Genomic DNA, 13,593 nt, shown 5'->3' with positions numbered 1-13,593 from the left:
CGCCCGAGGCACCCCCACCCCTACGCTGGCTCCGTCGGTGCGTATGACGAGACGGGTTGCACGATGAGCAACGAACTCCCCACCGTGGCCCTCGCCCACCTCCTCGAGGGGGCGCGCTACGAGGTGATGCCCACGCCCTCGATCACCGAGGCCGTCCTCGAGCACGTGCCCACCTCCCTCACCGTCACCGTGACCGCCGCGCCCAGCAAGGGGCTGGCCGCCACCCTCGACACCTCCGTGGCCCTCGCGACCGCCGGCTACCGCGTCGTCCCGCACCTCGCCGCACGCATGGTCACCGGCCGCGCCGAGCTCGAGGACGTCGTCTCACGGCTGGCCGAGGCCGGGGTGACCGCGGTGTTCGTCCCCGGCGGCGACGCCGACCCCCCGGCCGGCGACTACACCTCCGCCCTCGACCTCCTCCAGGACCTCGCCGCGCTCGAGCACCCCTTCACCCACGTCGGCATCACCGGCTACCCCGAGTCGCACCCGAGCATCGACGACGACGTCACCGTCCAGTCGATGTGGGACAAGCGGCGCTACGCCACCCACGTCGTCTCCAACATGACCTTCGACGCCGAGCACCTCGGCACCTGGACCGAGCGCGTCCGCCGCCGCGGGGTGACCCTGCCGATCCTCGTCGGCGTCCCCGGGCCGGTGGACCGCACGAAGCTGCTCGGGATGGCGACGAAGATCGGGGTCGGCGAGTCGCTGCGCTTCCTGCGCAAGCAGAAGTCGGTCTTCGCCCGCATCGCCTCCCCCGGCTTCTCGACCGACCGTTTCGTCAGCCGGGTCGCCGCGCTCGCCGCCAACCCCGCGCTCGACATCGAGGGCCTGCACGTCTTCACCTTCAACCAGGTGGCGGTCATCGAGTCGTGGCGACGACGGATGCTCGACGAGGCCGTCTCCGCCCGGGTCAGACCGCCCGGTTGACCGGGTCGCAGTCGCTACCGTGGTCCTCGTGACCAACCGACTCACCACCCTCCTCGCCGGGCGCCCGGCGGTCGCCGACGGCGGCTACGGCTGGCTGCTCCAGGAGCGGGGTCTGCCGATGGGCGAGTGCGCCGAGTCGTGGAACCTCACGAACCCCGAGGCGGTCGCCGCGCTCCACGAGGAGTACGCGGTCGCCGGGGCCCGCCTGCTCACGACGAACACCTTCGGCGCGACCGAGCCCCGGCTCGCCCAGCACGGGCTCGCCGGGCAGGCCGAGGAGATCAACCGGGCCGCGGCCGCCCTGTGCGCCACCGTCGCCCGCCGCCACGACGCTCTCGTCGCCGGCGACATCGGTCCCACCGGCGAGCTCCTCGAGCCACTCGGGTCCCTGACCCCGGACGCCGCCCGCGGGCTCTTCGCCGAGCAGGTCCGTGGCCTGCGCGACGGCGGCGCCGACCTCCTCCTCGTCGAGACGATGAGCGACCTCGAGGAGGCGCGCGCCGCCGTCGCCGCCGCCCGCAGCGAGGCTCCCGACCTCCCCCTCGTCGTCACGCTGTCGTTCGACACCAACCTGCGCACGATGATGGGCGTGACCCCGGCCGCCGCCGTGGCCGCCCTCGCCGCGGACGGCGTCGACGCGGTCGGCGCCAACTGCGGCCGCGGCCCGGACGAGATGCGCACCATCGCCGAGCAGCTCGTGGCCGCGCGGCCGGACGGGGTGCTGCTCGTCGCCCAGTCCAACGCCGGGCTGCCGGAGCTCGACGGCGACCGGTTCGTCTACACGGTCGGGCCGGAGGAGATGGCCGACCACGCGCGTGAGCTGCGCGACCTCGGCATCGACGTCGTCGGCGCGTGCTGCGGCTCCTCGCCCGCGCACCTGCGGGCGATGGCCGCCGCGCTCACCTCGGGCTGACCAGCGCGGCCAGAGCCGCCTCGAGCCCGCCGGACCCGGTGTGCCGCACCGTCAGCGGCAGACCGATGGACGCGGCGGCCTCCTCGGCGAGCGCGCGCAGCTCCGCCTGCTCCGCGGGGTCGCGCGTCTGCACGAGCCACACGACCCGCGCGTAGTGGCGGAAGTAGTCGTCGCGCAGCTCGGGGTACCGGTCCAGCCCCAGCTCGCGCACGACCGTCCGCGCGAAGGACCGGACGAGGAAGTCGGTGAGCAGGTAGGTGCCGGGCTCCTCCGCGGACAGGGCCTCGACGGTGGCCGGCCCCGCGAACAGGTCGTAGCAGTGCAGGCCCGGCAACCGCTCCACCCCGAGCTCGCGACAGACCGCGTCGAGCGCCCCGTAGGTGCCGCAGTCGGCGTACCCGACGACGACGCGTTCGTAGACCTGTCCCAGGTCCGCGACGGCCTCGGCCACCGTGGGCGCGATGCGCTCGGGCCGGTTGTGCAGCAACGGGGGCAGCGGGTGGACGTCGAGCGGCCACCCGTGCCGGGCCGCCACCTCGGCCGCCGGCTGCGCGATGGCTCCGCACGCGACGAGGGCGATGCGCCCCGGGCCGCGCCCCTCAGACGGGGAAGGCGAGCTGGTCGACGAAGCGGTCGTTGAAGTCGGGGCGGTCCGAGAGCTCGACATAGCGCACCTCCTCGAGCAGCGCGTCGGCGCCGGCCCGCTCCCGGGCCGACAGCAGCACCATCTTCGCGCCCTCCCCCGCGACGTTGCCGGCCGAGACGATGCGCAGCACCGACAGCTTCGGCACGAGCCCGATGCGGACCGCCGACGACGGCGAGAGGTAGGACCCGAACGAGCCGGCGAGCAGCACCTGCTGCACCTCGGACGCCTCGAGCCCGAGCTCCTCGAGCAGCAGCGACCAGCCCGTCGAGATGGCCGCCTTGGCGAACTGCAGCTCGCGGACGTCCCTCTGCGAGAGGTAGACCGACTCCTCGACGGGTGCGTCGGCGGAGTGCCGGTGCAGGACGAAGACCCGTTCCCCCTCGCGCACCGTGGCCATCCGGTCGGCGAGCGCCGGCGCGAGCTCGGCGGCGCGCTCGTCGGTGACGAACCGCCCCGAGGTGTCGAGGAGGCCGACGCGGGCGAGCTCGGCGACCGCGTCGACGAGCCCCGACCCGCACAGCCCGCGGGCCTCGACGTCGCCGATGACGCCGAGCGCGACCGCGAGCGACGGGTCCTCGGCGTCGGGGTCGAGCCGGACGACCTCCACGGCCCCGTCGGCCGCGCGCATCCCGCAGCGGATGGCGCCGCCCTCGAACGCCGGCCCGGCGGGCGCGGCGGTCGTGACGATGCGCTCCCCGTCGGTCAGCGCGATCTCGCAGTTCGTGCCGACGTCCACGAACAGCCGGACCCGCTTGTCGCGGTCGAGGCCGCTGGCGAGCATCCCGGCGACGATGTCGCCACCGACGTAGGCGCCGAGGGCCGGGAAGACGACGGCGCGCGCGCCCGGGTGGAGCGTGAGCCCGAGGTCGGACGCGAGCAGCACCGGCCAGTCGGCGGTCGCCTGGACGAAGGGCGCGACGCCCAGCGGCTCGGGGTCGACGCCGAGCAGGAGCGCGGTCATCGTCGCGTTGCCGGCGAGGGCCACCTCGTAGACGCCGGCCGGGTCGACGCCGCCCTCCTCGCACACCTCGGCGGCGAGCCCGGCGAGGGTCTCGCGGGCGAGGGTCGTGAGGCGGGGCAGCGCCTGCGGGTCCATCATCGTCGCGCTGATCCGGGTGATGACGTCGCCGCCGAACGGCTGCTGCCGGTTGAGCACCGACGACACCGCGACCGGCGTCCCCGTCTCGAGGTCGAGCAGCGTCGCGACGACCGTCGTCGTGCCGAGGTCGTAGGCGATGGCGTGCCGTCGCCCCGTCGTGTCACCGGGCTCGACGTCGACCAGCGTCTCGTCGACGACGACCGCCGTCACCTTGAAGTCGTTCTGCCGCAGGACGACCGGCAGCCGGCGCAGCGCGTAGAGGTCGGGGTTCAGGGTGAGGTCGTCGACGGCGTCGCGCAGCCGCGCGAGGTCGGTGCGCTGGTCGGCGAGCGTCGGCTCGGTCAGCTCGACGTAGCGCTTCTGCACCGACGGCCGAAGGATGACCTGCCGGCCGACGCCGACGGTCGAGGCCTTGGGCCGGGTGACGAGCGGCGGTACCTCGACGTCGAGGTCGTGCGTCGCGCGGACGAGGCACGCGAGGCGCCAGCCGTCGTGGATCTGGTCGGCCGTGAAGGTCCGCACGTCGTGGCGGGTCACCGGCGCCGTGCCGCGGGTGAGCCGGACGCGGCACTTGCGGCAGGTCCCGTGACCGCCGCAGGTCGAATCGACGGCGATGCCGTTCCACGACGCCGCGTCGAAGACCGACACCCCCGGCGGCACGCGGACGACGCGCTCGGCCGGGCTGAAGGACAACGTGACCCGGCCCGCTCCTGCGAGCTCGGAGTCGTCGACGTCGGGGGTCAGCGGCGCGGGCGGCTCGAGCAGCCCCTCGCGTCGCAGGCCCTCGACGACGTCCTCGAAGGGCTGGTCCGGCCCGCGCTCGCCCGTCACGCCGTCCCGGCGGCCGCGGCCTCCGCCGCCTGCCGGGCCCGATGCGTGCCGATCCACGACATGCCCCACTCGTCGTTGCCGAGGAGGAGGTCCGAGGCCCGCACCGCGTCGACGACGTGCGGCGTGCGGGCGTCCATGATGGCGCTCGTCATCCCCGCCGACATCGCGAGGGGCAGCCAGGCCGCGTTGATGGCGTGCCGGCCCGGCATCCCGAAGCTGACGTTCGAGGCGCCGCAGGTCGTGTTGAGGCCCCACCGTTCGCGGATGCCGCGGATCACCTCGAGCGTCGTCCGGCCGACCGTCGAGTCGGCGCCGATCGGCATGGCGAGCGGGTCGATGACGATGTCCTCGATCGCGATGCCGTACTCCTCCGTCGCGACCCGGACGATCTTCTCGGTGAGGGCGAGGCGCTTCTCGGCCTCCATCGGGATCTCGTCCTCGTCGTTGGGCAGCGCGACGATGGCGGCGTCGTACTTCTTGACGAGCGGCAGGATGGCGGCCATCCGGTCGTCCTCGGCGGTGATCGAGTTGACGAGCGCGCGGCCCTGGTAGACCGACAGTCCCGCCTCCAGCGCCTCGACGACCGAGGAGTCGATGCACACCGGCAGGTCGGTCAGCGACTGCACGAGCCGGATCGCCTTGGTCAGCAGCTCGGCCTCGTCGGTGAGTGGCACGCCCATGTTGATGTCGAGCACGTCGGCACCGCCCGCGACCTGCGCCGCGACGTCCTTGGCGATGATCGAGAGGTCGCCCTCGCGCAGCGCGGCCTGGAAGACCGGCCGGCCGGTCGGGTTGATCCGCTCGCCGATGACGCAGAACGGCTTGTCGGCACCGATGACGACCTCCTTGGTCGCCGACCGGAGGACGGTGTGCCGCAGCGGGGCGCTCACGCGGGCACCTGCGAACGACGCTCGGCGAGAAGGGCCTTGGCGCGCTTGACGGTGGCCGAGGCGTCCGCCGCGTAGCCGTCGGCGCCGACCGCGTCGGCGTACTCCTGGGTGACCGGCGCGCCGCCGACCATGACGATGACCGAGTCGCGCATCCCCGCCTTCTCGAGGGCGTTGATGTTCGCCTTGAACATCGGCATCGTCGTCGTGAGGAACGCCGAGAAGCCGACGATGTCCGGCTGGTGCTCGTCGATGGCGGCGACGAACTTCTCCGGCGCGACCTGCACCCCGAGGTCGATCACCTCGAAGCCGGCGCCCTCGAGCATGATGTTGACGAGGTTCTTGCCGATGTCGTGGACGTCGCCCTTGACCGTGCCCATGAGGAACTTGCCGATCGTCTCGACGCCGGTGTCGGCGAGCAGCGGGCGCAGCACCTCCATCGAGCCGGCCATCGCCCGGCCGGCGATGAGCATCTCGGGCACGAAGAAGTCGCCGCGCTCGAAGCGCGCGCCGACCTCCTCGAGCGCCGGGATGAGCGCGTCGAAGAGCAGCGTGCCGGGGGCCATCTGCATCCCCAGCGCCTGGTGGGTGAGGTCGAGCACCGCCGGGCCGTTGCCGACGAGCGTCTCGTCGTAGAGGCCCTTGAGGATGTCGTCGGGTGTCATGCCGCTCCTTCGTGTGGGTGGTGCTCGAGCCGGGCGGACAGGGCCGCGGCGTGGGTGGCGACGAGGGCGCCGGTCGACGCGAGGTCGCCGACGAGGCGGGACGTCGGGCCGGAGATGCCGAGGGCGGCGACGACCGACCCGCGGTGGCGCACCGGCGCCGCGACACCGGTCAGCCCGGGCTCGAGCTCGTCGACGGTCGTCGCGTAGCCGGCACGCCGGATGCCGGGCAGCTGCGCGGCGAGCTCGGCGCCGCTGGTCACGGCGTCAGGGGCCGGCGGGTCGAGGGGGCCGGAGGGCACGGGCAGCGCGCCGTGGGCGTACAGGACCTTGCCGAGCGCGGAGGCGTGCGCGGGCACGTCGGTGCCGACCCAGTCGCGCGAGCCGAGGTAGTACGAGGAGTCGACCTGCGCCACCTGCACGACCGTGCCCCGGCGCGGCACACCGAGGTTCACCGTCTCGCCGGTGATCTCACCGAGCTCCCGCATCGTCGGGCCGGCGACCTCCGCGAGCACCTCGTCGCCGGTGCGCCGGGTCGCGTAGAGGTCGAACAGCGGGCCGGGGGCCCATGAGCCGGCGTCGTCCCGCGCGAGCAGGTCGGCCCGCTCCAGCGCGGCGAGCAGCCGCGAGGTGGTCGAGCGCGCGAGCCCCGTCGAGTCCGCGAGCGCCGCGGCCGTCAGCCCCCCGTCGGCGTGGACCACCCGGGCGACGAGGTCGGCGGCCCGGTCGATCGACTGGGTCCCGGTGGTCGGGGGCGGGGTCGGCACAGGGTGTCCTCTCGCAGGGCGGCGGCGACCGTCTGTCGCCGCTCACGATGTGGGCCTTGTGCGCCCACATGATGAGGCTAGGATGTGGCGCGGCTCACCGTCAACGCTCGTCCTGCCCTGTGGAGGCCCACGCGCATGTTCACGAACCGGATGCCGCGGTACGAGATCCTCTCGGCGGACGCGATGGCGCAGCTGGACGCCGGCTGGCGGCGGCTCGTCACCGAGATCGGGGTCGAGTTCATGAGCGAGCGGGCCCTCGAGCTGTTCCGGCAGGCCGGCCAGCGGGTCGAGGAGAACACCGTCTTCCTCGACCCCGAGTTCGTCCTCGAGCAGGTGGCGAAGGCGCCGCGCGAGTTCGACGTCCAGGCGCGCAACGCCGAGCGGAGCATCCACATCGGTGGCGACTCGATGGCCTTCGGCGCCGTGTACGGACCGCCGTTCGTCCGGGAGGGCGAGACCCGCCGCGACGGCACGCTCGAGGACTACCGCAACTTCGCCCGTCTCTCGCAGTCGTTCTCGGTGCTCGACTCGGCCGGCGGCGTGGTCTGCGAGCCCAACGACGCGCCGCTCGACTCGCGCCACCTCGACATGACCTACGCCCTCATGATGATCACCGACAAGGTGTTCATGGGCAACGTCGTCTCCGGCGAGAACGCCCGTGACGTCATCGCGATGTCCGAGATCCTCTTCGGTGGGCGCGAGGCCATCGAGCGGGCGCCGGTGAGCATCAGCCTCGTCAACTGCAACAGCCCGCTGCGCTGGGACGACCGGATGCTCGACGCGCTGTTCGAGTACGCCGCCGCCGCGCAGCCGGTCGTCCTCACGCCGTTCATCCTCATGGGGGCGATGTCGCCGGTCACCATCCCGGCGGCGCTCGTCCAGCAGATCGCCGAGGCGCTGTCGGGCATCGCGCTCGCGCAGCTCATCCGTCCGGGGTGCCCGGTGATCTTCGGCTCGTTCCTCTCGAACATCGACATGCAGTCGGGCTCACCGACGTTCGGCACGCCCGAGTCGGGCATCGGCCTGCTGTGCACCGGCCAGATCGCCCGCCACTTCGGCCTGCCGTTCCGCACCGGTGGCGGCCTCACGTCCTCGCAGGTGCCGGACGCACAGGCCGGCTACGAGGCCCTGATGACGCTGCTCCCGACCTTCCTCGCGGGCACGAACTGGGTGATGCACAGCGCCGGCTGGCTCGAGGGCGGCCTCGTCGCGGGCTTCGAGAAGTTCGTCATCGACTGCCAGATCGTCGAGATGCTCCAGCACGAGTTCACGCCCCTCGAGATCGACGAGGGCTCGCTCGGCTTCGACGCCCACCAGGAGGTCGGGCACGGCGGGCACTTCCTCGGCTCGATGCACACGATGGAGCGCTTCCGGACCTGCTTCTACCGGCCGTTCCTCAACTCCTCGGAGAACTACGAGCGCTGGATGCGCAACGGGGCGCAGGACACGGCGGCCCGCGCGGCGACGATCTGGCGCAAGCGCCTCGAGGACTACGAGCAGCCGGCGCTCGACGAGGCCGTGCGCGCCGAGCTCGAGGAGTACGTCGTGCGGCGCCGGCGCGAGCTCGGCGACTGACCGGGGGCCGTCGGCGAGGGTTGCGCCCTTCGCTACCGTTGCGCCATGCGCACCACCTCGCGGGACGCCGGCTCGACCGTCCAGTCCGTCGACCGGGCCGTCACCATCCTCGAGCTGCTGGCCCTGCACGGCGAGGCCGGGACGACGCAGCTGGCCCGCGAGCTCGGGGTCCACAAGTCGACGGCCAGCCGGCTCGTCGCCGCGCTCGAGCGGCGCCGGCTCGTCGAGCAGGTCGAGGAGCGGGGCCGGTACCGGCTCGGCGTCGGGGTGCTCAAGCTCGCCGGCGCGACCAACGCCCGTCTCGACCTCGCGAAGGAGGCCCGCCCGGTCGTGCGGCGCCTGGCCTCCGAGACCGGCGAGACGGTCAACCTCGCCGTGCTCTCGGGCGGCGCGGCGCTCTACGTCGACCAGGTGTCCGGTTCCTCCACCCTCTCGTCGTACAACTGGGTCGGCCAGCACATCCCGATCCACGCGACGAGCAACGGCAAGGTCCTCGTCAGCGAGCAGCACGACCCCGAGCTGACCCGCACCCTCGGCGAGCTCACGCCGTACACGCCCTCGACCGTCACCGACCGTGCGGTGCTCGACGCGCAGCTCGCCGAGGTCCGCGAGCGCGGCTGGGCCCTGGCGACCGACGAGCTCGACGTCGGCCTCACCGCCCTGGCCGCGCCCGTCCGCGACGCGCACGGCGACGTCGTCGCGTCGATCAGCGTCTCCGGGCCGACCTTCCGCTTCGGCGCCGACCGGGTCGACGAGCTCGTCCCGCTGCTCCTCGCCGCGACCGAGGAGGCGTCGGCCCGGATCGCCCACCAGCCCGTGGAGCGCTGAGCGAACCTGAGGACGCCGGGGACCACCCGCAGGAATGGTCCTTGACCGCGGCGACCCCTGAGCGCCATCCTGTTGCGCAGAACACGCGGTGTTGCACATCGCGCAACTCTGCGGAGGTGGAGCGTGACGGACCTGGCCGTGAGCAGCAGGACGACATCCGCGACGGACGCGACCTCGGCCGCCCTCTCCGTCCGGGGCCTGTGGAAGGTCTTCGGACCGAACGCCGACAAGCTCCTCGGCACCCCCGACCTCGAGCTGTCCCGGCAGGAGCTGCAGGCCAAGAGCGGGCACGTGATCGGCGTGCGCGACGTCTCGTTCGACGTCGCCCCCGGCGAGGTGTTCGTCGTCATGGGGCTGTCCGGCTCCGGCAAGTCGACGCTGGTCCGGCTCCTCACCCGCCTCATCGAGCCGACGGCCGGCACGGTCGTCCTCGACGGCGAGGACCTCACCGGGATGGGCGAGGACCAGCTGCGCGAGATCCGCCGCCGCAAGGTGTCGATGGTCTTCCAGCACTTCGGCCTGCTCCCCCACCGCAAGGTCATCGACAACATCGCCTTCGGCCTCGAGATCCGCGGCGAGGAGAAGTCCGGCCGCCGCTCGCGCGCCCAGGAGATGGTCGACCTCGTCGGCCTCACCGGCTACGAGCTCAACTACCCCGACCAGCTGTCCGGCGGGATGCAGCAGCGCGTCGGCCTCGCCCGCGCCCTCGCCGGCGACCCGGCGGTGCTCATGTTCGACGAGCCGTTCAGCGCGCTCGACCCGCTGATCCGCCGCGACATGCAGAAGGAGGTCATCCGGCTGCACCACGAGGTCGGCAAGACGATGGTCTTCATCACCCACGACCTCGACGAGGCGCTCAAGCTCGGCGACCGGATCCTCATCATGCGCGACGGCGAGATCGTCCAGATCGGCGCCCCGGACGAGATCATCGGCGCGCCCGCCGACGAGTACGTCCGCGACTTCACCGCCGAGGTGCCGAAGTCGCACGTGCTGACCCTGCGCTGGGTCATGCGCCCGCCGGGCTCGGCCGACGAGGGCGCCGGCGCCCCGGCCCTGCCGGACACGACGGTGGTCCGGGAGGCCGCGCGTGCAGTGCTCGCCGCCGACGGGCCGGTGCGCGTCGTCGACGCGAGCGGCGCCGTCGTCGGGGTCGTCGACGACGAGGACATCCTCCGGGTCGTCGTCGTCGAGCAGCACGCCCCGGCCGGCGCGCGGTGACCACGACCCTGGAGCCGGCCCGGCCCGCCCCGCCGAAGGAGGCGCAGCCCGTCGCCGAGCGCGCGACCTCCCGCCGCACCGGCCCCAAGCTGCTCGGCGTGCTCGCCCTCTGGCTCCTCGCGTGGGCGACGCTGCGCGGCCGGCAGACCCTCGAGCTGGCCAACGCCGACACGACCGGCCTGCACGACTGGTTCAACGACGTCCGCGACCGGGTGCAGCTCCTCGGGCAGGACAACTGGTTCTTCCACGGCGTGCTCGGGACGATCGCGAGCGGGCTCGACACGTTCGTCGGCGTGCTCCAGGAGCACCTCAGCTCGGTGACGCCCGGCGACTGGCTCGGCTGGTTCGGCGTGCTGCTGCTCGCCGCCTGGGTCACCTACGCGCTCGCCGGGCTGCGCTCGACGGTCCTCGTCACCGTCGTCCTGCTCTTCCTCGGTCTCGCCGGCCTCTGGACCGACGGCGTCGACACCCTCATCGTCACGATCGTCGCCGTCGTCATCTGCATGGTCGTCGGGCTGCCGCTCGGTATCGCGATGTCGCGCAGCCGGCGCACCTCGGCCGTCGTCACCCCGGTGCTCGACGCGATGCAGACGATGCCGTCGTTCGCCTACCTCACGCCGATCGCGCTGTTCTTCGGCATCGGCCCGGCGTGCGCCATCGTCCTCACCCTCGTCTACGCGCTGCCGCCGCTGGTCCGCATCACGGAGCACGGGCTGAACTCGGTTGCGGAGAACACAGTCGAGGCCGGCCGCTCGCTCGGGGTGACGAAGGGCCAGCTGCTGCGGCAGGTCCAGCTGCCGATGGCCAAGCGCACGATCGTCGTCGGCATCAACCAGTGCACGATGGCGGCGCTGTCGATGGCGACCATCGCGGCGCTCGTCAACGGCCCCGGCCTCGGGAAGCCGGTCATCGCCGCCCTGCAGACCCTCAACGTCGGGGCCGCCGCGGTGGCGGGCCTCGGCATCGTCCTCATCGCGATCATGCTCGACCGCACGACGACCGCGGCGAGCGAGCGCTCCTCCCCCGCGGGCCAGCGGGTGACGGCCGTGAGCTCGCCGGGCTTCTTCCGTGGCCGGACCGTCGTCATGGAGCGGCTGCCGCGCTGGGCCACCGAGGAGGGCGGGCGCGGCACCGACCGCCGCTTCCTCACCGCGAGCGGCCGGCGGCTCGTCCTCGCCGTGCTCCTGCTCCCCGTCCTCGTCGGCGCCTACTACTCGACCCGCTACCTCCAGCTCTCGCAGTTCCCCGACCTCTCCGGCGTGCCGGTCCTCGGCGAGCTGACCGCGGGCCCCCTCGGCGGGCACATCAACGACCTGACGAACGCCGTCGTCGACGCGATCTCCGGCGTGACCAACGGGTTCAAGGACCTCGTCACGGCCGTGATGCTCAACCCGCTGCAGTCGCTGATGTCCGACCTGCCGTGGTGGGTCATGGCCCTCGTGCTGCTCGCCGTCGCCTACCTCCTCGGCGGCTGGCGACCCACCGTCGTCACCCTCGTCTGCGAGGCCGTCGTCCTCGGCACCGGCCTCTGGTACGACGCGATGGTCACCTTGACGATGACCCTGGTCGCGACGTTCATCGTCATGCTCGTCGCCGTCGTGCTCGGCGTCGCGATGGGTCGGGGGCGCCGGGCGGACACCGTCATCCGGCCCTTCCTCGACGGCTTACAGACCATCCCCGCGTTCGTCTACCTCGTGCCCGCGCTGGCGCTCTTCGCCGCCACCCGGTTCACGGCGATCATGGCCGCCGTGGCGTACGCCGTGCCGATCGCGACCAAGCTCGTCGCCGACGGGGTGCGCGGCGTCTCGCCGGCCACCGTCGAGGCCGCCCGCTCCACCGGCATCACCCGGTGGCAGATGATCTCGAAGGTCCAGCTGCCGATGGCCCGCGAGGCCCTCGTCCTCGCGACCAACCAGGGCCTCCTCTACGTCCTGTCGATGGTCGTCATCGGCGGGATGGTCGGCGGCGGCAGCCTCGGCTACCTCATCGTCCAGGGCTTCGTCCAGGGCCAGCTCTTCGGCAAGGGCCTGGCCGCCGGCATCGCCATCACCGCGCTCGGGATCATGCTCGACCGCATCGCCCGCCACGCCGCCGCCCGGTTCGGCCGATGAGCCGGGCACCCCATCACGACCCGCGGACGACCGCGGACAGGAGAGAGGTCCAGCCCATGGCACGAGCAACCCACCGGACCGCGCTGGTCGCGGCCACCGCCGCCCTCGCCCTCGGGCTGAGCGCCTGCGGCGGCGGCAACATCGAGCAGCCGAGCGCCTCCGGGTCCGCCGGCGGTGGCGGCAAGGAGTGCGGCGACCTGCGCATCGCCGTCAACCCGTGGACCGGCTACGTGAGCAACGCCCACGTCATCGGCTACGTCGCGCAGACCAAGCTCGGGTGCAAGGTCACCTACCCCGACGTCAAGGAGGAGGTCGGCTGGCAGGGCATGGCCTCCGGGTCGATCGACACCATCGTCGAGAACTGGGGCCACGCCGACCTGACGAAGAAGTACGTCGACGAGCAGAAGAGCGTCCAGGACGCCGGCCTCACCGGCAACCAGGGGATCATCGGCTGGTACGTGCCGCCGTGGATGGCCGAGAAGTACCCGGACATCACGGACTGGCAGAACCTCAACAAGTACGCGTCGATGTTCAAGACCTCCGAGTCCGGCGGCAAGGGCCAGCTCCTCGACGGCGACCCCTCGTACGTGACCAACGACGAGGCCCTCGTCACGAACCTCGGGCTCGACTACAAGGTCGTCACCGGTGGCTCGGAGGCCGCGCTCATCACGAGCTTCCGGCAGGCCGAGAAGAACAAGACGCCGCTGCTCGCGTACTTCTACGACCCGCAGTGGTTCTTCTCCGAGATGAAGCTCGTCAAGGTCAACCTGCCCGCGTACACCGACGGCTGCGACGCCGACCCCAAGAAGGTCGCCTGCGACTACCCGCCGTACGCGCTCAACAAGCTCATCGCGACGAAGTTCGCCGAGTCCGGTTCTCCCGCAGTGAACCTCATCAAGAAGTTCCAGTGGACCAACGACGACCAGAACGCCGTCTCGGAGATGATCGCCAACCAGAACATGAGCCCCGACGACGCGGCGAAGAAGTGGGTCGAGGCCAACCCCGACAAGGTGGCCGCCTGGCTGTCCTGACCCCGTCCGACCCCGCCGTGGGGGGGGGGGCCCCCCCGCCCCCCCCCCCCCCCCCCCGGGGGGGGGGGGGGGCGCGCCCCCCCCACCCCCCCGAG

The 13,593-nt window shown here is 72.6% G+C and carries 12 protein-coding genes; 7 read left to right on the top strand and 5 right to left on the bottom strand.

Annotated elements, in window-relative coordinates:
• Positions 1-63 precede the first annotated feature (63 nt).
• A complete protein-coding gene (locus KMZ30_RS00680; RefSeq protein WP_215510949.1) occupies positions 64-930 on the top strand; it encodes a methylenetetrahydrofolate reductase in 867 nt (288 codons plus the stop codon).
• Between the two features lie 28 nt (positions 931-958).
• Complete coding sequence (locus KMZ30_RS00675; RefSeq protein ID WP_308279515.1) at positions 959-1,843, top strand: homocysteine S-methyltransferase family protein; 885 nt, start codon at positions 959-961, stop codon at positions 1,841-1,843.
• Here the strand turns inward: KMZ30_RS00675 and KMZ30_RS00670 are convergent.
• The 5 genes from KMZ30_RS00670 to KMZ30_RS22185 all read right to left on the bottom strand — a co-directional run bounded on the left by KMZ30_RS00670 (position 1,830) and on the right by KMZ30_RS22185 (position 6,735).
• Positions 1,830-2,378, bottom strand: a complete 549-nt coding sequence (locus KMZ30_RS00670) for a DUF1638 domain-containing protein (RefSeq protein ID WP_308279514.1) — start codon at positions 2,376-2,378, stop codon at positions 1,830-1,832. The two genes, KMZ30_RS00675 and KMZ30_RS00670, sit on opposite strands and share 14 nt — an antisense overlap.
• A gap of 64 nt (positions 2,379-2,442) precedes the next feature.
• On the bottom strand, positions 2,443-4,419 hold the full coding sequence (locus tag KMZ30_RS00665) for an ASKHA domain-containing protein (protein WP_215510946.1): 1,977 nt from the start codon (positions 4,417-4,419) through the stop codon (positions 2,443-2,445).
• Complete coding sequence (locus KMZ30_RS00660) at positions 4,416-5,309, bottom strand: dihydropteroate synthase (protein ID WP_215510945.1); 894 nt, start codon at positions 5,307-5,309, stop codon at positions 4,416-4,418. The genes KMZ30_RS00665 and KMZ30_RS00660 overlap by 4 nt, the downstream gene beginning before the upstream one ends.
• Positions 5,306-5,971, bottom strand: coding sequence for a cobalamin B12-binding domain-containing protein (locus tag KMZ30_RS00655; protein ID WP_215510944.1), 666 nt, complete (start codon positions 5,969-5,971; stop codon positions 5,306-5,308). Before KMZ30_RS00655 ends, KMZ30_RS00660 begins: the two co-directional genes overlap by 4 nt.
• Complete coding sequence (locus KMZ30_RS22185) at positions 5,968-6,735, bottom strand: IclR family transcriptional regulator (protein ID WP_215510943.1); 768 nt, start codon at positions 6,733-6,735, stop codon at positions 5,968-5,970. The genes KMZ30_RS00655 and KMZ30_RS22185 overlap by 4 nt, the downstream gene beginning before the upstream one ends.
• 135 nt (positions 6,736-6,870) lie before the next feature.
• Here KMZ30_RS22185 and KMZ30_RS00645 point away from each other — a divergent pair, with 135 nt between their 5' ends.
• The 5 genes from KMZ30_RS00645 to KMZ30_RS00625 all read left to right on the top strand — a co-directional run bounded on the left by KMZ30_RS00645 (position 6,871) and on the right by KMZ30_RS00625 (position 13,498).
• The gene (locus KMZ30_RS00645) at positions 6,871-8,310 is read left to right on the top strand and encodes a trimethylamine methyltransferase family protein (RefSeq protein ID WP_215510942.1); all 1,440 of its coding nucleotides are present in this window, start codon (positions 6,871-6,873) and stop codon (positions 8,308-8,310) included.
• Positions 8,311-8,355: 45 nt separating this feature from the next.
• The gene (locus KMZ30_RS00640) at positions 8,356-9,138 is read left to right on the top strand and encodes an IclR family transcriptional regulator (RefSeq protein WP_207025335.1); all 783 of its coding nucleotides are present in this window, start codon (positions 8,356-8,358) and stop codon (positions 9,136-9,138) included.
• A 138-nt stretch (positions 9,139-9,276) separates the two neighbouring features.
• Complete coding sequence (locus KMZ30_RS00635; RefSeq protein WP_308279513.1) at positions 9,277-10,356, top strand: quaternary amine ABC transporter ATP-binding protein; 1,080 nt, start codon at positions 9,277-9,279, stop codon at positions 10,354-10,356.
• Positions 10,353-12,467: an ABC transporter permease gene (locus tag KMZ30_RS00630; RefSeq protein WP_215510941.1), complete on the top strand. Its 2,115-nt coding sequence runs from the start codon at positions 10,353-10,355 to the stop codon at positions 12,465-12,467. The genes KMZ30_RS00635 and KMZ30_RS00630 overlap by 4 nt, the downstream gene beginning before the upstream one ends.
• Before the next feature lie 56 nt (positions 12,468-12,523).
• Positions 12,524-13,498: an ABC transporter substrate-binding protein gene (locus tag KMZ30_RS00625; protein ID WP_215510940.1), complete on the top strand. Its 975-nt coding sequence runs from the start codon at positions 12,524-12,526 to the stop codon at positions 13,496-13,498.
• Positions 13,499-13,593: the final 95 nt, after the last annotated feature.

The organism is Phycicoccus mangrovi, from assembly GCF_018729305.1.
GTDB lineage: Bacteria > Actinomycetota > Actinomycetes > Actinomycetales > Dermatophilaceae > Phycicoccus > Phycicoccus jejuensis.
This window is presented reverse-complemented; position numbering and strand designations above follow the sequence as displayed.